General features: G+C 52.3%; 20 protein-coding genes and 1 pseudogene. 6 read left to right on the top strand and 15 right to left on the bottom strand.

Annotation, left to right across the window (positions count from 1 at the left end):
* Positions 1–58: 58 nt before the first annotated feature.
* Genes poxB through ACT3RQ_RS08505 form a run of 3 tightly spaced genes read right to left on the bottom strand, consistent with a single transcriptional unit; the run spans position 59 to position 3,723 of the window.
* Entirely contained in the window at positions 59–1,795 is a 1,737-nt protein-coding gene (gene poxB / locus ACT3RQ_RS08515) for a ubiquinone-dependent pyruvate dehydrogenase (RefSeq protein ID WP_444680306.1), read from the bottom strand.
* 8 nt (positions 1,796–1,803) lie between these two features.
* Positions 1,804–3,306 (bottom strand): malate dehydrogenase (quinone), encoded by a 1,503-nt coding sequence (mqo, locus tag ACT3RQ_RS08510; protein ID WP_444680305.1) that lies wholly within the window; start codon positions 3,304–3,306, stop codon positions 1,804–1,806.
* A gap of 21 nt (positions 3,307–3,327) precedes the next feature.
* Positions 3,328–3,723 carry a hypothetical protein gene (locus tag ACT3RQ_RS08505; protein WP_444680304.1) on the bottom strand — a complete coding sequence of 132 codons (396 nt, stop codon included), beginning with the start codon at positions 3,721–3,723 and terminating at the stop codon, positions 3,328–3,330.
* 272 nt (positions 3,724–3,995) lie between these two features.
* On the opposite strand from ACT3RQ_RS08505, the gene ACT3RQ_RS08500 reads away from it, so the two are divergent.
* Together ACT3RQ_RS08500 and ACT3RQ_RS08495 are read left to right on the top strand one after the other, a co-directional pair.
* Positions 3,996–5,039 carry a linear amide C-N hydrolase gene (locus ACT3RQ_RS08500; RefSeq protein WP_444680303.1) on the top strand — a complete coding sequence of 348 codons (1,044 nt, stop codon included), beginning with the start codon at positions 3,996–3,998 and terminating at the stop codon, positions 5,037–5,039.
* Between the two features lie 348 nt (positions 5,040–5,387).
* Complete coding sequence (locus tag ACT3RQ_RS08495) at positions 5,388–5,657, top strand: DUF4019 domain-containing protein (protein ID WP_444680302.1); 270 nt, start codon at positions 5,388–5,390, stop codon at positions 5,655–5,657.
* Here the strand turns inward: ACT3RQ_RS08495 and ACT3RQ_RS08490 are convergent, their stop codons facing one another.
* The 3 genes from ACT3RQ_RS08490 to ACT3RQ_RS08480 all read right to left on the bottom strand — a co-directional run bounded on the left by ACT3RQ_RS08490 (position 5,658) and on the right by ACT3RQ_RS08480 (position 7,889).
* Positions 5,658–6,443, bottom strand: a complete 786-nt coding sequence (locus ACT3RQ_RS08490; RefSeq protein WP_444680301.1) for a class I SAM-dependent DNA methyltransferase — start codon at positions 6,441–6,443, stop codon at positions 5,658–5,660.
* Between the two features lie 136 nt (positions 6,444–6,579).
* Entirely contained in the window at positions 6,580–7,035 is a 456-nt protein-coding gene (locus ACT3RQ_RS08485; protein WP_444680300.1) for a carboxymuconolactone decarboxylase family protein, read from the bottom strand.
* A gap of 50 nt (positions 7,036–7,085) precedes the next feature.
* The gene (locus ACT3RQ_RS08480) at positions 7,086–7,889 is read right to left on the bottom strand and encodes a helix-turn-helix domain-containing protein (RefSeq protein ID WP_444680299.1); all 804 of its coding nucleotides are present in this window, start codon (positions 7,887–7,889) and stop codon (positions 7,086–7,088) included.
* A gap of 316 nt (positions 7,890–8,205) precedes the next feature.
* On the opposite strand from ACT3RQ_RS08480, the gene ACT3RQ_RS08475 reads away from it, so the two are divergent.
* Positions 8,206–8,523, top strand: a complete 318-nt coding sequence (locus ACT3RQ_RS08475; RefSeq protein ID WP_441680236.1) for an antibiotic biosynthesis monooxygenase family protein — start codon at positions 8,206–8,208, stop codon at positions 8,521–8,523.
* A 36-nt stretch (positions 8,524–8,559) separates the two neighbouring features.
* Here the strand turns inward: ACT3RQ_RS08475 and ACT3RQ_RS08470 are convergent, their stop codons facing one another.
* A complete protein-coding gene (locus ACT3RQ_RS08470) occupies positions 8,560–9,162 on the bottom strand; it encodes a YqaA family protein (protein WP_444680298.1) in 603 nt (200 codons plus the stop codon).
* A 224-nt stretch (positions 9,163–9,386) separates the two neighbouring features.
* A pseudogene (locus ACT3RQ_RS08465) lies at positions 9,387–9,965 on the bottom strand (LysE family translocator); the annotation flags it as partial.
* A 145-nt stretch (positions 9,966–10,110) separates the two neighbouring features.
* Here ACT3RQ_RS08465 and ACT3RQ_RS08460 point away from each other — a divergent pair.
* On the top strand, positions 10,111–10,968 hold the full coding sequence (locus ACT3RQ_RS08460) for a bifunctional transcriptional activator/DNA repair enzyme AdaA (RefSeq protein WP_444680297.1): 858 nt from the start codon (positions 10,111–10,113) through the stop codon (positions 10,966–10,968).
* A gap of 18 nt (positions 10,969–10,986) precedes the next feature.
* On the top strand, positions 10,987–11,499 hold the full coding sequence (locus ACT3RQ_RS08455) for an O-acetyl-ADP-ribose deacetylase (protein WP_444680296.1): 513 nt from the start codon (positions 10,987–10,989) through the stop codon (positions 11,497–11,499).
* Here the strand turns inward: ACT3RQ_RS08455 and ACT3RQ_RS08450 are convergent.
* From ACT3RQ_RS08450 to ACT3RQ_RS08420, 7 genes are all read right to left on the bottom strand, one after another.
* Positions 11,480–12,310, bottom strand: a complete 831-nt coding sequence (locus ACT3RQ_RS08450; RefSeq protein ID WP_444680295.1) for a phosphodiesterase — start codon at positions 12,308–12,310, stop codon at positions 11,480–11,482. The genes ACT3RQ_RS08455 and ACT3RQ_RS08450 overlap by 20 nt on opposite strands.
* Positions 12,303–13,394, bottom strand: a complete 1,092-nt coding sequence (locus ACT3RQ_RS08445) for an ABC transporter ATP-binding protein (RefSeq protein WP_444680294.1) — start codon at positions 13,392–13,394, stop codon at positions 12,303–12,305. Before ACT3RQ_RS08445 ends, ACT3RQ_RS08450 begins: the two co-directional genes overlap by 8 nt.
* Positions 13,395–13,447: 53 nt before the next feature.
* Positions 13,448–14,236 (bottom strand): ABC transporter permease, encoded by a 789-nt coding sequence (locus ACT3RQ_RS08440; protein ID WP_172118221.1) that lies wholly within the window; start codon positions 14,234–14,236, stop codon positions 13,448–13,450.
* A complete protein-coding gene (locus tag ACT3RQ_RS08435) occupies positions 14,233–15,123 on the bottom strand; it encodes an ABC transporter permease (protein WP_444630917.1) in 891 nt (296 codons plus the stop codon). The genes ACT3RQ_RS08440 and ACT3RQ_RS08435 overlap by 4 nt, the downstream gene beginning before the upstream one ends.
* 2 nt (positions 15,124–15,125) lie before the next feature.
* A complete protein-coding gene (locus ACT3RQ_RS08430; RefSeq protein WP_444680293.1) occupies positions 15,126–16,142 on the bottom strand; it encodes an ABC transporter substrate-binding protein in 1,017 nt (338 codons plus the stop codon).
* Positions 16,139–17,176, bottom strand: a complete 1,038-nt coding sequence (locus ACT3RQ_RS08425; RefSeq protein WP_444680292.1) for a substrate-binding domain-containing protein — start codon at positions 17,174–17,176, stop codon at positions 16,139–16,141. The genes ACT3RQ_RS08430 and ACT3RQ_RS08425 overlap by 4 nt, the downstream gene beginning before the upstream one ends.
* 224 nt (positions 17,177–17,400) lie before the next feature.
* Positions 17,401–18,321 (bottom strand): glutaminase, encoded by a 921-nt coding sequence (locus ACT3RQ_RS08420; protein WP_444680291.1) that lies wholly within the window; start codon positions 18,319–18,321, stop codon positions 17,401–17,403.
* A gap of 345 nt (positions 18,322–18,666) precedes the next feature.
* On the opposite strand from ACT3RQ_RS08420, the gene ACT3RQ_RS08415 reads away from it, so the two are divergent.
* Entirely contained in the window at positions 18,667–20,028 is a 1,362-nt protein-coding gene (locus ACT3RQ_RS08415; RefSeq protein WP_444680290.1) for a cytochrome P450, read from the top strand.
* The last annotated feature ends 91 nt before the right edge of the window (positions 20,029–20,119 follow it).

Below are 20,119 nucleotides of genomic sequence, written 5' to 3'. Positions count from 1 at the left end.
AAAAAATGGCCATTCAATGCGAATGGCCATTTGCTTTTAAGCGTTTTTTAAACAGAACTTAACGCTTTAGCAGGTTGGTTTTGGCCAGATCAATGACTTCGTGCATGCTGCCATCCATGACGGCACGTAGCCCCCAGAGGCTAAACCCTTTGACTTGCTCTATGCCGATGGTGGGCGGCAGTACCAGCTCTTGTTTGGCTGTCACTACATCAAGCACGGCGGGGCCATCGTGGGCTAATACGCTATCGATGGCATCGGCCAGCTCGTCAGGATTCTCAACACGGCGTGCATAAATGCCCATTGCGCTTGCGACGGCAGCAAAGTCGGGATTATCCAGGTCTACGCCCGTGTTAATGAAACCGGCTGCTTTCATTTCAAGCGCGACGAAGCCGAGCACCCCATTGTTAAAGATGACGATTTTGATCGGGATGTTGTGCTGTTTGAGTGACAGTAAATCGCCCATCAGCATTGAAAGGCCACCGTCACCGGAGAACGTAATAACTTGCCGACCCGGCTGCGCGTACTGAATGCCAATCGCCTGAGGCATGGCGTTAGCCATCGAGCCATGCGAGAACGAGCCGATAAGACGACGTTGGCCGTTCATTTTAAGGTAGCGTGCCGACCAGACTGTGCACGTGCCTACATCGGCAGTAAAAATCGCGTCCTCATTGGCTTTTTCGCTCAACAAGCGCGCAAGGTACTGTGGATGTATAGGCGAGTGGCCTGAGTGATTCTGCGCCTGTTTGTCCAGGCCTTCGCGCGCCTTAACGTAGTGGGCCAGCGCTGCATCCAGAAAGTGCCGGTCACTGCGCGTATGAAGCGCCGGCAGAATGGCTTCAATGGTTAACCCGATATCGCCGACCACGCCCAATGCCAGCTTGGCACGCCTGCCCAGGTTTTCAGGGCGAATATCGACCTGCACGACGTTGATCTTTTGCGGTAAAAACTGTTTATACGGAAAATCCGTGCCCAGCATCAGCAGCAGGTCGCACTCCTGCATGGCCGCGTAACCTGATGAGAACCCGATAAAGCCGGTCATGCCGACATCATAGGGGTTGTCATATTCGACATGCTCTTTGCCGCCGAGTGCGTGCACGATGGGACTTTTAAGCGCATCGGCCAATTGCATTAGCTGGGCGTGTGAACCGGCACAGCCCCGGCCAACGAAGAGCGTGATGCGCTCTGCATCATTGAGCAGTTTGGCGAGTGCTTCCACTTCGGTTTTGGCGGGCACCACGCGTGGTGTGGGTGGTAATAAGCCATGGCGCGGCGTTACCGTTTTAACCGGTGAGGCGCGCAGCGCAACATCACCAGGCAGCACCACGACCGCAACGCCACGCTGCCCAACGGCGGCGCGAATGGCATTGTCCAGCACATAAGGTAATTGGCTGGCGTCGGAGACCAGCTCACAGTAGTGGCTGCATTCACGAAACAGTTCTTGGGGGTGGGTTTCCTGGAAATAGCCGCCGCCGATCTCTGAAGAGGGAATATGCGCGGCAATGGCCAGCACCGGCGTGCGCGTGCGGTGGGCATCGAACAAGCCGTTAATAAGATGCAGGTTGCCGGGGCCACAAGAGCCTGCACAAACGGCCAGGCTACCGGTTAGTTGTGACTCGCCGCTGGCGGCGAACGCGGCAACTTCCTCATGGCGTAGGCCCACCCATTCGATGCTGGGCCGCTCGCGTATGGCCTCGGTTAGGCCATTCAGGCTGTCGCCGACAACGCCGTAGATCCGCTCAACACCACTTTCCACCAGCGTTTCGATCACTAAATCAGATATGTTTTTGATAGACATGAGAGACCTCAAACAAAGTCCAGGTTTAACGTTGCGGCTGTTTGCTTGCGCGTGTCGTAGCAGGCCTCTTTATCCGTTTTAAGGTCGATGCCGTAGGTGGGAATGATCGTCTTGAGCTGGGGGAGCCAGCCATCATTGGTTAGCTTGTCGGCAAAGCATTTCTCCAATACCTCTAGCGCGATAAAGGCCGCCGTTGATGCGCCAGGCGAAGCGCCTAGTAACGCGGCGAGGGAGTGATTGGATGAGGCGATTAGCTCGGTGCCAAACTCCAAAACACCGGCTTTTTCATGGCTGGGTTTAATGATTTGCACGCGCTGACCCGCCACGGCGTGGGTCCAATCGTGATGGCGTGCCATTGGGTAGTATTGGCGCAGCATCTCAAATTGGTGGCTCTTGCTCTGCAGTACCTGGGAGACAAGATACTCCGTTAGTTGCCAGTTATCCTTTGCAACATCAAGCATGGGAAGCACATTATCGGGCCGTACCGAACGGAACATATCCGTAAGAGAGCCTTGCTTGAGAAAGCGAGATGAAAAACCGGCGTAAGGGCCGAAGAGCAGCGATTTTTTATCACCAATAATGCGTGTGTCCAGGTGGGGGACTGACATGGGGGGCGAGCCATGGGCTGCCTTGCCGTACACCTTGGCGTGATGGCGTTCACTAATGCTGTCTATATCGCAGCGTAACCAAATACCGCTGACGGGGAAGCCGCCGTAGCCATGCCCTTCAGGAATGCCGGATTTTTGCAGCAGTTCAATAGCGCCGCCACCTGCACCAATAAAGACAAACTCGGCCTGAATGCTCCCTTTCTGCTTGCTATGCGAATCGTGCATTTCCACGCGCCAAGTGCCGTCATTCTGTCGCGCAATGTCCTGCACGTGCTTTAAGTAGTGGATTTCAAATCCTGATTGCTGCGCCAAATGGCCGAACAGCAGGTGAGTAAGCGCACCGTAGTCGACATCAGACCCTGATACGATGCGCGTCGCCGCGACGGGCTCGCCATCGCTGCGTCCTTCCATGATGAGTGGAGTCCATTGCTCAATCTGCGCGGGGTCTTCGCTATATTCCATCCCGCGATAGCAGTGGTGCGATGACATCTGTTTAAAGCGCTGGCGTAGATAGTTGACGTTATCCTCGCCCCAGACAAAGCTCATGTGCGGGCAGGGATTAATAAATGCCTGTGGGTTGGGAATGGCCCCTTTCTTGACCAGATAGGTCCAGAGTTGGCGTGAAATATCGAACTCTGTGTTGACCTCCAGCGCCTTGCTGATATCAACCGTGCCGTCTGAGCGAGCAGGGGTGTAGTTCATTTCGCAGTTGGCGGCATGCCCGGTACCTGCGTTATTCCAACCATTGGAGCTTTCCTGGGCGCAATCTTTCAGCGTTTCCAGTACCACAATCTTGAGTGAAGGCTCTAGCTCTTTGAGAAGGGTGGCGAGCGTGGCGCTCATGATGCCAGCGCCGACCATTACAATATCTGCCCGCTCGGGAATCTGTGCTGATGTAGGCATGAACGTTCTCCGCTTAGGAACTCAACACTTGCTTGATGCGCTGATAAAGGGAAGGTCAATATCCTGCGGCACTATGGCATACACGCGTCGCCAGGGCTGGTTATCGATTAGATGCCAGCGGTGGCCGCTACCTGTGGTGTCTTCCGCCAATAAAATATCGCCGGGGTACAGCGTGAATGAGTCGCCCGTGCGCGTCTCGAAAGTGAGTGTGCCGCTAAGCGTTAAGACGAATTGACGGTTGGGAGCGTCATGCCAGCTAAAGCTGCCGCCTTCGCTTGTTTCGCGAAAGGAGATGCTGGTCGTTTCGATGACATCACTGAGCAAGTCATGGCGCTCACCTTTGGGAAGATCAATCCATCCTTCTTCAAAACACGATTGATGGTTACTGCCTGTCCATAACCTTACACATCGGAACATTACTGACTCCTGATTGTGAGTAGTGACAAAACATGATGAAAAATAGAACAATCATCTGAGTTTAAATACTAGTTCGGATTTTGTGCAATAAGGTGCGTGACCAAAGCTAAATTTATGCCTAAGGTGAAGTGGGTTTGATAATTTAAATATGGGCATGGGCTGGGGATTCCATGCCGCTATTCTTTTTATAAAAAAGGGGTTGGCGCTTTTCTTGTTAGCCGCCAATTATCTCTGGCAGGCTCTATAACGTTTGTAAATAAAAGGAAACCACCATGGGAATCAAAAAAAAATTAACGCTAGCGGCAAGCATGTGTGCCTTGTTCGTGGCCATCACAGCGGATGCATGCACGCGCGCGGTATATCAGGGCCCTGATGACATGATTATCACGGCGCGCTCCATGGACTGGAGGGACGAAATACATCCGAACCTATGGCTGTTTCCAAAGGGAATGGAGCGCGATGGTGCGGCTGGACCCAACTCCGTTACTTGGACATCCCAGTATGGAAGTGTCGTTACCAGCGCGTTTGATATCTCAAGCACTGATGGCATGAACGAAAAAGGCTTGGTGGCTAACCTGCTATGGCTTGCTGAGGCAGAGTATCCTGAATTTGGGCCGGATGACGAGGGGCTTTCCGTGGCTGCCTGGGTCCAGTATGTTTTGGATAATTTTGCGACCGTTGATGAGGCGGTGGAGGCGCTGCGCGATGAGCCTTTTGTGGTCGTCTCTGCTGAAATACCGGGCACCACTCGATTTGCTACGCTTCACTTGTCAATTTCAGATGCCAAGGGTGATAGCGCAATATTTGAGTATATCGGCGGTAAACTCACTATTCATCACGATACGTCATACAATGTGGTGACAAACTCGCCCACCTTCAAGCAGCAACTGACGCTGGATGACTACTGGAGACAGATCGGTGGTTTGGTCATGCTGCCTGGCACAAACCGTGCCGCAGATCGATTTGTCAGAGCGTCGTTCTACATGGATGCCATCCCTAAAACGAGCGATACAAGAGTCGCTGTTGGCAGTGCATTTAGCGTGATTCGCAATGCGTCTGTTCCTTTCGGCATCTCATCAGAAGAGGAGCCGAATATTTCTTCCACCAGGTGGAGAGCGGTATCTGATCAGAAACACCTTGTTTATTATTTCGAGACGGCACTTACGCCTAACACGTTTTGGGTGGATATGAAGGATGCCGACTTTACTGAGGGCGCGCCTGTTCGCAAACTGAGCCTCAAGAATAACAGTGTTTATGCAGGCAATACGGTCAACGCGTTTGAGGACGCCGAGCCCTTTGAGTTTGCTGGCCTGTAAGGTGCGCTAAGGGCAGTTTTTTGCTAGTTAGCGCATGAAATAGCCCCCTGTGTCGCGGTTGGCGCAGGGGGCTTTCTCTTACTTAATAAAGCCAAGGGATAGAAAAAACTGCGGTTAGCTTGTTCGATTATTGTGATTAATACTAAAGTAATGGCGGCTGGTACCGATATTAAATTAAGCACACCTATTTATTGATCGCTGCCCAGAGTTATCCATGCCAAAAATCGTGATCTGTTTCATTACAGCCCTGCTACTGCTGGCACCTTATGCTCAAGCGAACACCGATGCGGCTGAGGCCGCGGCGCTGGCATGGCTTGATGCAATCGACAGTGGTGAGTATGAGCTGGCTTGGGGGAGTCATCACCGCTTCTTAAGAGTCCGCTTTCGCCCAGTATGCTGGAGCGGATCATTAGCGCAGCGCGCCGTGACTTCGGGTCGGTGGAGGCAAGACGCCGCACACGCGTCATCACGCAAACCTCTATGCCCGGCGCTCCCAAAAATGATTACAAAAAGTTCATCTATCAAACGCGTTTTGCCAACAAGTCTGATATTACCGAAACCATTACGCCGCACTTTGAAGACGGCGTTTGGAAAGTAAGTGGATACTATGTGAACTGATCAGCAACAAGTGGATTGGCCCGTTGCTACAACCGTGGGGTGTTGAATCTTCACGCAGGCAAAAATGGCGTTCCCCGAAGTGGTGTTCCACGGCGTGATAGCTTCAAAGTTGTGCTCGAATACGTGCACTTCAAAGTAGGGCTCAAGCAGCGTAATTAGCTCGGCAAAACTAACCGCGACCATGGGGTGCTCATCGTTCCATACTTGGGTATCGTACGCGTTGGTTTTTGCAATACTAAGTTTGAGGGCCTGTTTTTCACCGCTACCGCTGTAATGCCACCCGGAACGAAACGTGAAGGCATCGTCGGCTTTTTTAACGGTGTGGCTCACAAACAGATTGTTGTCGATTTTATCTTTATCGACTGCGTTAAAGCAGAAAACCCCGCCACTCATTAAGGCGCTGTGCGCACTTTCAATACACGCTTTGAGCTTTTCAATTCCGTCGCTGTAGTGAATCGAATATAAAAAACAGGTAATCAAATCCTGCGGGTCGCTTACCTGGAAGTTGCCCATGTCCTGACACGTAAACTGAGCCTCAGGACAACGTGTGGCGGCAATATCCAGCATGGGCTGGTTAATGTCCAAGCCGCTGCTCACGTAGCCATTATCAATAAAATGGCGAACATGAGGCCCGGTACCACACGCTACATCGAGGTGAAGGTTGCCACCGTTACCAAAAATTTGGTGAAGCCTTTGCACGGCGTTGCTTTGCGCCCGGTAGTCGATGTCTTCGCACATCACATCGTAATAGCCAGAAAGGTCGGTATAGAGTGCGTTAAAGGACATGGCGGCCTGGGTAGCTTGGGAGTGAGGGTGGCGCATAGTAAACGAGTGGAGTGGCTTTTAGAAGCCAGCCGTGCGGAAGGGGATTTTGATCAAGACATCGCAGGCCGTCGCACAGGCTTGCGATGTCTTTTTCGGTTTATAGCGAGATGTCAGGCGCAAACTGCATACTTACCGCCACCCGGTTCCAACTATTAATGGCTAGAATCACCGTGGTCAGCTCAAGAAGGTCCTGCTCACCAAAGGCGGCCAGAGCATTCTGGTAGACGCTGTCGCTAACAGACTGTTGGCTGATTAAGGTAAGCGCTTCGGCCCACTCAAGGGCTGCACGTTCCTGTTTATTGAAGCAGGGGGCTTCCCGCCAGGCAGGTAGTACATCCAGTCTTACCTGATGCTCGCCGTCGTTTCGGGCTTCCTGAGTATGCATATGCTGGCAGAAGCAGCACTGGTTGATCTGGGAAACGCGTAGCTGAACGAGGTGGATGATGGCAGGCGTTACCGCGCTATTAGCCGCTACTTCGCCCAGAGGCACCAAATGTTTAGCAAGGCGAGGGGTTAGCTTGTAAACGGCTTGTCGAGAAATACGCTGAGACATGGCAGTGACCTCGTTGATTGGTGAGGTCTCAGCATATAAAGGTGTGCGTACTAGGCCTTGTAAATTTGCGACAACTTGCGCTGGCGGTAAGAGGCGGGTGTTTCGTTGGTAAAAGATTGGAAGGCGTGGGTAAAGTGTGGCTGATCATAGTAGCCACAGTGGAGCGCTATTTCTGATAGCGGCCGGTCAGCTTCAAGTAAGCACCGTCGCGCTCGGTGGAGGCGAGCATACGTCACCAATGTGCCTGGCGAGACACCGACTTCATGTTTTAATCGACGTTCCAGGGTGCGTCGTGTTAACCCAACATTGGCAGCTAACTGCTCAGGTGGGAGTTGTAACTGGTTAATCGCCTGGATAATTCCTGGTACGGGGCTTTTACTCGTTAGTTGACTTTTGAGTAAACCCAGAAGCCATGTTTCAAGCAGGGCTAATCCTTTGGGTGCATCAAGCTGATAAAGGCGCTCCACCACCGGCATTAAACTGTCCATCCAGGAGGGTTTTATGTCATCGCCCAAGCAAAGATGCGCGCCTATACACTGTTCCGGGGCTAAGCCCAGGAGGCTATACATACTGGCCGGTTTAAACCGAATGCCTATCCGGGTGGTGGACGTATCAAACGTCTCAAGCAACATGTGTCTGTTAAAGCAGAGCGTGACGATGGGACGAGAGCTTCCAAGGTGAATGGTGAGGCTGGCGCCTGCATCGGGATAAAGCTTTTCTACGATGGGATGCGCAAGGGGGCTTTGCCCGCCCATCGACCAAAGGCATTGCACCCATGTGCGAAGGTTGGTGTCGGGCAGGCGCTGCTGGAAATTCAAATGAACGGCGTTACCGGGCAGAATAAAGTGGGCCATGGCGACAACCTGCTTTGTTGATGAATGGACTTCATCGCATAAGCTGTATTAAAGCCTAAACACAGGGGCTGGGAAAGTGGCTATGCTTGGATAGTGAAGTTCTCACTTCGCAATGAACTGTTTAATCATTAATTCACGTGGTTGTGCCCTTCAAGCCAAGCGCCAAGCTGGGGCTCTTGCCCGCTGCGCCGTAGGTAAAGCACCATCTCACGCGCAACGATATTGATTTGATGAGTAAACACCAATAATTAGCTATGGAGTCTACTGCTTCGCCTACGGTATGCTTTTTGAACTGCTTTCAGCTCAAGAGAACTTCATGGCCCTTATCGCAACGACTCCAGAGCCCCCGTATTACGCTGTTATTTTCACCTCTGTGCGCACGGGTATTGAGGATGGCTATGATGACATGGCGGAGCGTATGGTTGAGTTAGCCATGCAGCAGCCAGGTTTTTTAGGCGTTGAATCGGCTCGAAATGAGGTGGGGGTTACGGTTTCCTACTGGGCTGACTTGGCCTCGATTAAAGCGTGGAAGGCGCATGCCGAACATAAAGAAGCGCAGCGGCTTGGGCATCAGCAGTGGTATCAGCACTTTAAAACTCGGATTGCCAAGGTCGAGCGGGATTACGGTATCTAGCGGATACTACTTCCCTGGTCTTCTGCTTTATGTCAGTTACATCATCAAGCGCGTGAGTGCTTGTAGCCCCAGAGCAATCAACAACACTATTACGCCGCCTATCAAGCTGGTAAACAACGCATGGCGCTTCCATAGCAACAGCACTCGATTACCGAAGCGATAAACCAGCCAGGCTAAGCCATAGTAGCGAAGGCCACGAGCAATTAATGCCGCCAGCAAGAACAGCAAGACAGGGTAGCCCGAAATGCCCGCCGTTATCATGGCTATCGGAAAGGGGATAGGCAGGATACCCATGGCTATAATGGCAGCGAAACCGTATTGATCAAAAAACAGTTGAAACGCCTGAAAGCTCTCCTGCATACCGGTGACGTTGATAAACCATGTGCCTACCGACGTAAATAACAGCAAGCCTACGCTGTAGCCCACCAGGGAGGCGATCAGACAGCCCAATGTAGTGATGGTAGCCAAAAGCCAGATCCGCTGCTTGTTGGCTGCCATTAGCGGGATGAGTATTAGCTCAATGGGAACGGGTAAAATAATGGTTTCAAGAAATGAGAACATGCCCAATAGCCATAGCATATTCTTTGAGCCGTTAATGCGCTCGAACCACACTTTAGGACTTTTTGAGATAATGGCCATGGATGGGGTCTACATCGGCGGACTAATACGGCGGTACATACTGGGTCAGTCCCATGGTATTGTCTAGCGCGAGTGGTGAGGTGGCGACACGCAGGCGGTAGGGTCATTTTGCTCTTCATCACTTCTCTGATTGGCTGAGATATAACAGATGCCCCCACACTCTTCTCCTTTCGCAGCTCCTGTTTTTTGGCGTGACCCAAAAATGCCGTATATAGAGCTTCGTAAAATAGGCAGCTAGCAGCCAATAACGCTGCAAGCAGTCGATTAATAGCGACTAACAATCGAGGCGTTTGAATGTAGCGCTTTAAGAAAGCCCCCGCGTAAACCCAGCTGGCTAACGATAACCAGCAAATAGGCAGGTAAAGTGCCGCGAACATGGCTATTTGAGCCGGGTCGTTACCCGTTGTATAAGCGCCAATGCCAGACGCCGATGCAATCCATGCTTTGGGGTTTAGCCATTGCATGAGCGCACCTGTCATAAAACCAGGCGGTTTGGTGGTTGCTTGCACAGACAACTTGCCGTCATCCATTGCTAACCTGACACTTAGGTAAAGCAGAAACGCTACTCCGGCCCAACGAAGTAACACTTCAAGTAGAGGCACGGTGGTGAGTAAAGCGTAAAGCCCTGCACCAATTCCTAGAAACAGCGCTATAAACCCTAGTGTGGCTCCTGTCACAAAGATTAACCCTTTAACAATAGGGTAATGGGTGCCGCTACTGAGGCATATCAAATTGACGGGGCCTGGGGAAATGGATGCGGCAAGGGCAAAGGCTGACATGGGTAGTAATAGTGAAACGTTCATATTGATCTCCAAAACAGTGAGTGGAGTATGCGATGACGTGGCGACGGCGTATTGTATAAAATTGATATGCGCAAGATTCGGGTCGGCAGGCCGCTAGGGAGCGCTTAAGCTAGGAGAGCTTCGGTATCACACAGAGGAACCGACAATGGATGATTATGCGCGTATCGAAAAGGCGATGGTCTACATGGTCGAGCGGGCGGTATTGCAACCCAGTTTGGAAGAGGTTGCGGCTCATGTGCATTTAAGTGCCTACCATTTTCAGCGCCTGTTCTGCCGCTATGCAGGTATTTCGCCCAAGCGCTTTTTGCAGGCCCTCACCCTGGAGCGGGGTAAGCAGTTATTAAAAGAGCCGCGGGCATTACTGGATGTTGCCCATGAGCTTGGGCTGAGCGGTGGCTCTCGGCTTTATGATCACTTTGTGCAGTTAGAAGCGGTGACGCCTGGAGAGCATAAACGTCAAGGGGAGGGCGTCTGTATCGAGTACGGCGTGCATGCAACGCCCTTGGGCAGCGTGCTAGTAGCGGTGACTCCGCGCGGCGTTTGCCGTATGGGCTTTGTGGATGCCACGAGCGCCGATGAACTGCTGGCACGGCTTGCCAAGGAGTGGCCGCGAAGCTCGCTCGATCATCGCCCAGCGGCGACGGCGTATGTGGTTGATGCGCTATTGGCAACTTCTAAAACAAAACCTGGTACGTTATCGCTTCACGTGACCGGTACCAATTTCCAAGTCGCAGTATGGCGAGCACTACTCACCATTCCTGAAGGCCAACTGGCAAGCTATACGCAGATTGCTCAAGCGCTGGGCATGCCTAAATCGTCGCGAGCCGTAGGCAATGCGGTGGGTGCTAACCCAATTGCGTTATGGATTCCTTGCCACCGTGTTATCCAGCAAAGCGGGGCGTTAGGCGGCTACCGTTGGGGTGTCGCTAAAAAGCAGATGGTGCAGGCCTGGGAGCTGGCGCACTTAACACCTGAAGTGGAGCCGCTCGGTGCATCTAAATAGCCAACAAGGAGGTTGTAAATGAACATTACCGCGATACAAGCCGATATCACTACGCTTCATGTTGATGCCATTGTTAACGCGGCCAACACCTCATTACTGGGTGGCGGAGGCGTAGATGGCGCCATTCACCGTGCGGCCGGACCGGAACTACTCGATACCTGTCGAACGCTGGGTGGCTGCGCCACTGGCGATGCAAAACTGACCGAAGGCTTTAAACTGCCAGCACGTACTATTATCCATACCGTTGGCCCTGTATGGCACGGCGGAACACGCGGCGAAGCTGAATTATTGGCGTCTTGCTATCAGCGCTGCTTGGCTCTGGCTGAATCGGTAAACGCACGCTCGGTAGCATTTCCGAGCATCAGTACAGGCGTATACCGTTATCCTATTGAAGAAGCTGCACGGATTGCTGTCTCAACGGTGAGCGAGATTCTAAAGCAGGGCTCTACCGTTGAGACGGTGACGTTTTGCTGCTTTTCTGCCGGGGATTTAGCGGTGTATGAAGCGTGTATTAGTCAATTAGACCGTTAGCGTCGTAAAACGGATAAGGGCCCGGGTACTGTTTAATAAAACCTTGGTGCGTCACCATGCCTGCCTCTGCTGACCATTGGTGTAGTAAATACCCTGGCGGCTCTAATTGGAAACGGGAAGGGCCGTCTGGGGTTAGATCCAGGCTGACATAATGCGAAACTCCAGGGCAGCTGATGGCTAACGTATTTCCAAAGCGTGCCTGAATAGTGCGGTGTACATGCCCGCAAAGCACGCGTTCAACCTGGGCATGCTTGTTAATTATCTCGGCCAGCGCGTGGGGCTGCTTAAGAGGCTGGCGATCCATATGATCAATGCCACTGATAAATGGATGATGATGGAGCATCACCAGCGTTGGGGTTTGCGGCTGTTCGGCCAGGGTTTTATCCAGCCAGCACAGGCTTTCCTCGCTTAGCTCTCCGTAAGGCTCGCCCGGCACGGAGGAGTCCAGCCCCACTAGGCGTACTGGGTAGTCATCAATTACCCACTGTAAATAATGAGCGTCTTGAAAGAGATAGTCATGCTCGGGAAAAGCAGTACGCAAATGATCGCGGTCATCATGATTGCCGGGGATCAGATAAACCGGCAGCGTTAGCTCCGCCAAAATCTGTTTAAACGTCGCGTACTCATCGGGGTGGCCAAAGTCGACCAGGTCACCGCTAATGAGTACCAAATCGGGGCGTGGCATTAGCTGATTGAGCGTTTGAATGGCTTGGTGTAGAGCACTGGCAGTATCCACTTGACGATAGGAAAGGCGCCCGCCAGCTTTGATATGCGGGTCACTGATTTGAGCGATAAGACAAGATTTACCCATTGGCCTGCTCCTTGGCGCTTGTGGCGGCTAGTTTTGAATGACTTAGCTCTGGATGAAAAAGCGCTTGCGGGGGCAGGTTCAAACCAATAGCGGCGCCAGTGGGCCAATGCTGGCGCGATGATGCCTTAACCTGAATCGGTGTAGCGCCTCCTGTATCAACCATTAACTGCTGAGACTGGCCTAGAAAAATACTTTGTAGAATGCGGCCTTTTACTTGGGCATCCGCTAGGGCGACCACTTCGATATCCTCTGGACGACAGTAAACGCTTAGTGCCTCTCGTAGGTGAGGCGCGGTCAATTCACCGCCTTGCACCGAGAGATGACCATCAGCCCCTTTTCCGATGACTTCCAAGCGATTCACCGCGCCGATAAAGTCGGCCACAAACGCATTGGCGGGCTGGTGATAAATCTCTTGGGGCGTACCCAATTGTGCAATTCTCCCGGTTTGCATCACTGCGATACGGTCTCCCAAGGCCATCGCCTCGTCTTGATCATGGGTCACATAAACCGCGGTTGTGCCCAGCTCGCGTAGTAGCTGGCCGATTTCCAGGCGCAGCCGGTCGCGCAACTTGGCATCCAGAGCCGCAAGGGGTTCATCAAATAGCAGCACTTTGGGGCGAACGGCAATGGCGCGCGCGAGGGCAACGCGCTGTTTTTGCCCACCTGACAAGGCATCAATACGCCGCTCGCCAAAGCCTTCCAGATCCACCATGCGCATGACCTCGGCCAGCCGTTGCTCAATCTCAGAACGGGGCAAGCGCTGTATTTTCAGACCGTAGGCAATGTTGTCGGCAACACTCATATTGGGAAATAGGGCGTAGTTTTGAAACACCATGCCGACATCGCGCTTTTCAATAGGCAGGGCAGTCACATCCTGTTCGCCAAATTGGACGCGACCGCCCTTATCCGGGCTTTCAAGGCCGCTGATGATGCGCAGTGTAGTAGTTTTGCCACATCCAGACGGCCCAAGTAACACTAAGGTTTCTCCTGCGTTAATGTGGAGATCTAGCGGTTGCAGGGCCTTGTGGTTACCTGAAAAAGTACGGCTGCATTGGGTTAGGGTGATGCTGACGGATGAACTCATATCGATCTCGGGGTTATCTCTTGGCGACGGGGCGAGTTAGATGTTCTGGTTGCTTAACGGCGTGGGCTGGAAAGCCGCCCAGCCCATTGAATAGCCACCAGCAGTGGGACAATCATCACTAGAAAGATCAGTGTATAGGCCGACCCCACTTCAAGGCGCATGGAGGCATAGCTATCGGCTAGGCCTACCGGAAGGGTTTTAGTAAGCGGGGTATGCAGCATCCAGGTAATGTTGAACTCACCAATTGATAGGGTGACGACCATCAGCGCGCCCGCCAAAATACCGCTAAGACAGTTGGGAATCACCACCGCAAAAAAGCGTTGTCGGAAGTTGGCTCCTAGGCTTGCTGCCGCTTCTTCAAGCAGCGGTAGACGCGCGGTTTGCATAACAGAAAGCACGGCTCGCACCATAAATGGCAGAGTGAAAAGTACATGGCCTACCAAAATGAATAGCCAGCTTCCACGGAATTCCCGGTAGCTACCGTAGGCAAGTAGTAAAGCGAGGGCAGTGGCAAGGCCTGGCACGGCCACCGGTAGCAGGAGCAGTTCCTCAATCGCATTGGCCCAGCGGCGGCGGCTGCGTAGCAAACCATAAGCCGCGGGCACGCCAATCAGCGTTGTAATCACCAAACAGGCCAGCGCCAGCTTGATAGAAAGCCAGATTGTGTTGGAGTAAAGCTGCCATACCTCACTTACCCAGCGCAGCGTCAAACCGCTTTTAAGGCCAACAAAGTAGTTCTCGGTCAGCCCAGCCATGACGGACATGACCACGGGGATGATCATGAAGAGGCAAACCAGCAGAGTGAAACTCAGCTGTAGGAAGAATCGGATACGTGGATTCATACGGGGGCTCCTACATTGCCGCCCGCCAACTTGCGGGCCAGACTTAATGCGACCCAAGTAATCAGCCCAAGCACAACAGATAGCGCGGCTGCCATGGCGAAGTTGGCGTAGTTGGTAAATTCGCCATAAATATCGAGAGGTAAAATGCTCAGTCGCGTGCCGAGCGTGAAAGCGGTACCAAATGCCCCCATGCTGGTCGCAAAGCAGATAGCGCCGGTCGAAAGTAAAGCGGGCGCAATACCCGGCACGATGACATCTTTAGTGACTTGCCATGAGTTTGCCCCCAGCGAACGGGCAGCCTCTTCAAGACTTTGGTCTAGATTTTCACAAGCCGCCATTACCGTGGTGATGACGCGCGGAATGGAAAAATAGAGATAGCCGATAAAGAGCCCGGCAAGTGAATAGGCAAACATCCAGCGCTCATCGAATAACCACAGGCTCAATTGAGCCAAAGCTCCCTGACGACCACCCAACATAATCACTAAAAAGCCGACTACCACGCCTGGAAAGGCAAGTGGAAAGGTGAGAATCGCGACCAATACCGATTTACCTATAAAACGGTGGCGTGCCAAAAAAAAACCGGCGATGCCTGCGATGCCCACGGCAACAAGTGAGACGGTAAAGGAGATTGTGACGGTGGTGACGAGGCTAATTAAGTACTGTCGATGGGTAAGAATGGTGAGATAAGCACTGATACCACTACTACGATCGGCTTCAGCGCCCATTAGAATCAGACGAGAAAACGGCAGTAGCCAGAAAGCGAAAAATACGGCTAGTGCTGGCGCTAAGGCGAATACCGCAATGAAGTTTTTACGTTTCGGGGTTTGGCTTATTGCTTGGGTGGCTGAATAAGCAGCCCCTGGGGGCTGCTTGGATATGACTGCCATGATTAACGAACCTCCGAAAGATACCGCTCGGAGAAGCTGCGCTGGGCATTGGCCATGGCGTCATAATCTACCGTGACGGCGCGGGCGTAATCACTATCGGGCAGAAAGACTTCACGGGCTTCTGCTGAGATAGCCTCTTCGCGTACCGGGCGTAGATAAGCATCTGCCCATACCGCTTGGCCTTGATCGGAAAGTACGAAATCAAGCACTTGGTGGCCGTTTTCCGGGTTAGGGCTATCTTTCACCAAGCTCATGACGTAGGGCACAACGACACTGCCTTCTTCAGGAATCACAAAGTCGATGTTGGCGCCATCGCTATAGCGGGCACGGTAAGCGTTGAAGTCGTAATCCAGCAGAATCGGAATTTCACCGGAAAGTACGCGGGCGTAGCTGGTTTGTTTTGGAACGATGGGGGCGTTATCGGCGAGCTGGTTGAAGTAATCAATGGCGGGGGTGAAGTCGTTAAGATCGCCACCCATCGCCAGGTTAACCGCGGTTGCCCCCACGTAACCAACAAAAGCGCTGGCGGGATCAAGATAGCCCACCATGCCCCGGTACTCAGGTTTGAGCAGGTCTTCCCAAGAGGTAGGAACGGGGGCGCCATCCAAGGCATCAACGTTGACCATAAAGCCAAGCGTGCCTGAGTGAATGGCAAACCAGTTACCGTCAGGGTCTTTAAGGCCCTCAGGTATTTCATCCCAATGGGCTGGCTGGTAAGGCTCAACGACGTCGGCTTCCATCGCCTGGATACCAAACGTCACTCCGTAGTAGACCACATCAGCAACAGGGCTATTGGCTTCTGCCACTAGCTGTGCCAGTGACTGGCCGGAGTTTTTATTATCTTGTGGCACCCTGATGCCGGTTTCCTGCTCAATCAGGCGTAGCTGTGTGCCCCAGTCCGCCCACTCGGGCGGGCAGTTGTAGCAAATAGCATTATCACTGTTTTGAGCCATCACGCTGCTTGAAGCGCTGATCAGCGTAGTGGCCAATAGCGCTTGATATAGATGCTTAACGTTCATGTGATACTCCTCGATGAAATACCTGGTGGGGTCTTTCTGGTTGTCGGAGCTCCGACACTTTCGCCCTTTCGTAATACATAGGGCAGGGGTGTAAGAACGGGTCTTTCACCCCGAATCATGTTCAACATCGTGTGAATGGCTGCACGACCAATATCCGCACGGGGTTGCTCAATGGTGCAAAGCGAGGGATAGAGATATTTTCCCAGGGCAATGCCGTCAAACCCCATAATGGATAGATCGCTAGGTACCGAAAGCCCGGCTCGTTGAAGTTCGCCTATCAAACTGATGGCGAGTAGATCATTGGTACAAATCAGCGCACTGAGTCCATCGGTGCCATGTAAATGCGGCGCTAGACTTTTCAGGTCTGCTTGGGTGTGACGGGGCATTTCAATGAGTGGATATGGGGGTAGCCCAGCTGTCTGCATGGCAAGGCGATAGCCTTCATAACGATGTTGCGCACGGTCGGATTGCAGTAATGGGCCGGCGACCATACCAATTTGCTGGTGACCCAGCGAAATAAGGTAGTGGGTGGCGGCTTCGCTAGCGGCGTGATTATCAACGCCGACAGAGGGAAAACCGCTTTTGCCGGGAGGGTTATAAACAAGCAGGCAGGGCGTAGTTTCTTGACGTAGCTGAGTAAGCACGGTGCTTTTATCAGCTTCAGCCACGGTTAGCACCAAGCCATCAACTCGCTGACGTAACATCTCTTCGACAATGTCGTTCTCGCGACTGGCATCGTATTCACTCGTCGTAACAATAAGTGAATACTCGCAGGCCCGAGCGGCTACTTCCATGGCTTGAAGCTGTTCCGCAAATACCGGGTTATCAAGACTAGGTACCATGACGCCAATCATTTGCGTTGCTTGTAAGCGCAACTGCTGAGCCACTTTGTTAGGCCTAAATGCAAGCTGTTGAGCTGCATGGAAGACCTTTTCCCGCGTTGTGTCGCGTACTAAATCAGGGGTTGAAAAAGCGCGTGCGGCCGTTGCTCGAGAGACGCCGGCGAGTTTCGCCACGCTGAGTAAATCTGCCATGCCAGCACCTGTTATTGGTGAAATGAGATCGATCTCATTGGTTGGGTGTCAGCCTAGCGAGGGACTGTTACGAACTGATGTCGAGGAGATGTAAATTTGGCAAGAATTTGATGGCAGTTTTACCATCAGTAGGATGTTGTCTGGTTAGCAAGGTAGAAATATTTTAGTTTTTTTATTACTAACCAGATTGTGAGTGGTGACTTGAAGGAGTAAAAACGATCAGATCAATGCCCAAACACTGACCAGCCGGTGCGTTGAGCAAACATTTCAAGTGCTTTCGTGCCCAGCAGACTATTGCCATATTCATCCAGGCCTGGTGACCAGACAGCAATGGCGCCTTGGCCTGGGGCGATTGCCAGGATGCCGCCACCGACGCCACTTTTTCCTGGTAGCCCCACCCGAAAAGCAAATTCACCTGAGGCGTCGTAATGCCCGCACATCATCATCAACGAGTTAATACGCCGAGCCCGTTGAGGGGAGACGACGCGAATGTTGCTGGGCTGGTTAACGCCATCAGACGCCAAAAATAGCCCTGCGTGAGCAAGCTGTTGGCAGCTCATGGCAATGGCGCACTGGTGAAAATAGGTGCCCAGAACTTTATCGACATCGTGGCGCAGGCGGCCAAATGCTTTCATAAAGTGGGCAAGCGAGGCGTTGCGGTCACGGTGCGCCATTTCAGAAGCAGCGACAGTATGGTCAAAGCAGATGCTGTCGTCGTCCGCGATATAGCGCACAAAGCTTAGCAGTTCGGCAAGCGTTTCCTTGGGTTCATGACCCATCATGATGGCGTCAACGACCGCTATCGCCCCGGCATTAATAAATGGATTCCGCGGTTTGCCCCCTTCGTGCTCAAGTTGAACGATAGAGTTAAACGGGTCACCCGATGGCTCACGGCCTACATTGGACCAAAGCGCATCGCCCATTTTTCCCAACGCAATCGTCAGCGTAAACACTTTCGAAATACTCTGAATCGAGAAAGGAGTGGTGGCACAACCGGCTGAGTAGCGTGCGCCTTCCACTGTAGCAAGTGAAATGGCAAATTTTTGGGGGTCCGCATGAGCAAGCTCAGGGATATAGTCGGCCACCTTACCACGCTCGGTTTCGGCGGCCATTGCCCTTGCGATCTCATTGAGTAAATCTTGCATTTATAGCCGTTAATTTTGGGTAAAAGAGGGCTGCCAAAATACCCGAAAACGGCGGCAATGTCTGCCAGAAGCCTATCGCTAGTAGGCCAGTGAAGAGCCTTGAGCAGTTAGATGGTTATTCTTCTTTATTGTACGAAATAGTGAAATAAGCAAACAATCGGTAAAGATCCCATTTTTTTAGTTTTACGATGGTAAAAGCATTTGCCGTTTCCTTTAATTATTACTCATAAAATTATTTTATTTTAACAAAGGTTTGAAAGGCTAAAGATTTAAAGCGTTTCGCTTGCGGTGCGTTAAGGGGCATCTAGACTTGGCTCTCATGGACGATTTAAAAGGAGAGCGCTAATGGCAAAGGAAACCGTCACCGATTCACTGCCCACGGCATCGTTTAGCGAAACAGTATCGTTCTTGTTTAAGGTCATGGCGCCCAATATTGCCAAGGGCGTCATTATTCGCCGCCCAGGCGTTATGCACGTTGCTGAGCGATGGGCACTGGACAAGCGCTCCATTAAACAAGTACAGGCGTTTAATAATAAATATGGAAAGGGCCCGCTACTTTTTAAAACACCGTTCAAACCCATGGCATTGATATTAGACCCGGATGATGCAACCCGGGTAATAGAGGAAACGCCCGAGCCCTTCGCCACGGCTGAATCAGCAAAAAAGAGCGCACTTGCCCATTTTGAACCGGATGTAGCGTTGATCTCAAAGGGTAAGGCCCGCGAAGAGCGGCGGCGGTTAAATGAAGACGTTTTAGAAAGCGGTTGTCCGATGCACCGTTTTTCTGATCACTTTACCCAAGTGGCTGAGCAGGAGGTAAACGCACTCTTAAAGGCCGTTTATCATCATAATAATAAGCTGGACTGGCCCTTGTTTTTTGATGCCTGGAACCGTGTCGTGCGTCGCGTGGTGTTGGGGGATGCTGCTCGGGATGATTACCCGCTCACCCAAGAACTTATTCAACTGCGTAAGGCTGCTAATTGGGGATTCATGCGTCCCAAGCGCAAGCGGTTACGGCAAAAATTTCATAATCGTTTAGCGCACTATGTCGATCAGTCTGAAACCAATAGCCTGGCGGCGAAGGTGTCCCATTACGCCATCGGGAGCCAGGCAAAACCTGTGGGCCAGATGCCTCAGTGGCTATTTGCGTTTGAGCCTGCCGGTATGGCGACGTTTCGAGCGTTGGCGCTGCTATGCGCCCATCCGGCTCAGGCTGAACGGGCTCAGCGTGAAATTAACCTCTCCCCACCGCCAGACAACCCCTTTTTACAAGCCTGTGTGCTGGAAGCCTTGCGGTTGTGGCCAACAACGCCCCTTATTCTGCGCGAAACAACAGAGCGAACATGCTGGTCGCAAGGCGAAATGCCTACCAATACCACGCTGCTTATCCATGCGCCCTATTTTCACCGTGATGACTGCACATTGGACATCGCCAACCGCTTTGCGCCCGATATTTGGCTAAACCCTGAGCAACTTAAACACTGGCCACTGCTGCCTTTTAGCGGAGGGCCGGGTATTTGTCCCGGAAGAAATATCGTCCTGCTGGTGACCAGTGCGGTACTGGCCGCGCTGATGAACAACCACACGTTTACGTTAAACCCGCCCGACAGGCTCACAGAAGATGAGCCCATGCCGGCGTTATTAAGCAACTTCCATCTCTGTTTTCAGGTTAAACAATCAGATGCTTTATCACGCCAGGAGGGCTGAGGGCGTGTAAAGCGCTTGTTTGTATCGCTAAGCCTGCTGGGGGCGCCGTCGCAAGGGTGGTCTTCTTTGCCCTTGATGTGCGTTGCATCCT

The organism is Halomonas sp. AOP43-D1-4 (assembly GCF_052446175.1).
Taxonomy (GTDB): domain Bacteria; phylum Pseudomonadota; class Gammaproteobacteria; order Pseudomonadales; family Halomonadaceae; genus Vreelandella; species Vreelandella citrativorans.
This window is presented reverse-complemented; position numbering and strand designations above follow the sequence as displayed.

Excerpts from the sequence above, each read along its gene's own strand:
- poxB (WP_444680306.1), bottom strand. The coding sequence starts at position 1,795 with ATGTCTATCAAAAACATATCTGATTTAGTGATCGAAACGCTGGTGGAA.
- mqo (WP_444680305.1), bottom strand. The coding sequence starts at position 3,306 with ATGCCTACATCAGCACAGATTCCCGAGCGGGCAGATATTGTAATGGTC.
- ACT3RQ_RS08505 (WP_444680304.1), bottom strand. The coding sequence starts at position 3,723 with ATGTTCCGATGTGTAAGGTTATGGACAGGCAGTAACCATCAATCGTGT.
- ACT3RQ_RS08500 (WP_444680303.1), top strand. The coding sequence starts at position 3,996 with ATGGGAATCAAAAAAAAATTAACGCTAGCGGCAAGCATGTGTGCCTTG.
- ACT3RQ_RS08490 (WP_444680301.1), bottom strand. The coding sequence starts at position 6,443 with ATGTCCTTTAACGCACTCTATACCGACCTTTCTGGCTATTACGATGTG.
- ACT3RQ_RS08485 (WP_444680300.1), bottom strand. The coding sequence starts at position 7,035 with ATGTCTCAGCGTATTTCTCGACAAGCCGTTTACAAGCTAACCCCTCGC.
- ACT3RQ_RS08480 (WP_444680299.1), bottom strand. The coding sequence starts at position 7,889 with ATGGCCCACTTTATTCTGCCCGGTAACGCCGTTCATTTGAATTTCCAG.
- ACT3RQ_RS08475 (WP_441680236.1), top strand. The coding sequence starts at position 8,206 with ATGGCCCTTATCGCAACGACTCCAGAGCCCCCGTATTACGCTGTTATT.
- ACT3RQ_RS08470 (WP_444680298.1), bottom strand. The coding sequence starts at position 9,162 with ATGGCCATTATCTCAAAAAGTCCTAAAGTGTGGTTCGAGCGCATTAAC.
- ACT3RQ_RS08460 (WP_444680297.1), top strand. The coding sequence starts at position 10,111 with ATGGATGATTATGCGCGTATCGAAAAGGCGATGGTCTACATGGTCGAG.
- ACT3RQ_RS08455 (WP_444680296.1), top strand. The coding sequence starts at position 10,987 with ATGAACATTACCGCGATACAAGCCGATATCACTACGCTTCATGTTGAT.
- ACT3RQ_RS08450 (WP_444680295.1), bottom strand. The coding sequence starts at position 12,310 with ATGGGTAAATCTTGTCTTATCGCTCAAATCAGTGACCCGCATATCAAA.
- ACT3RQ_RS08445 (WP_444680294.1), bottom strand. The coding sequence starts at position 13,394 with ATGAGTTCATCCGTCAGCATCACCCTAACCCAATGCAGCCGTACTTTT.
- ACT3RQ_RS08440 (WP_172118221.1), bottom strand. The coding sequence starts at position 14,236 with ATGAATCCACGTATCCGATTCTTCCTACAGCTGAGTTTCACTCTGCTG.
- ACT3RQ_RS08435 (WP_444630917.1), bottom strand. The coding sequence starts at position 15,123 with ATGGCAGTCATATCCAAGCAGCCCCCAGGGGCTGCTTATTCAGCCACC.
- ACT3RQ_RS08430 (WP_444680293.1), bottom strand. The coding sequence starts at position 16,142 with ATGAACGTTAAGCATCTATATCAAGCGCTATTGGCCACTACGCTGATC.
- ACT3RQ_RS08425 (WP_444680292.1), bottom strand. The coding sequence starts at position 17,176 with ATGGCAGATTTACTCAGCGTGGCGAAACTCGCCGGCGTCTCTCGAGCA.
- ACT3RQ_RS08420 (WP_444680291.1), bottom strand. The coding sequence starts at position 18,321 with ATGCAAGATTTACTCAATGAGATCGCAAGGGCAATGGCCGCCGAAACC.
- ACT3RQ_RS08415 (WP_444680290.1), top strand. The coding sequence starts at position 18,667 with ATGGCAAAGGAAACCGTCACCGATTCACTGCCCACGGCATCGTTTAGC.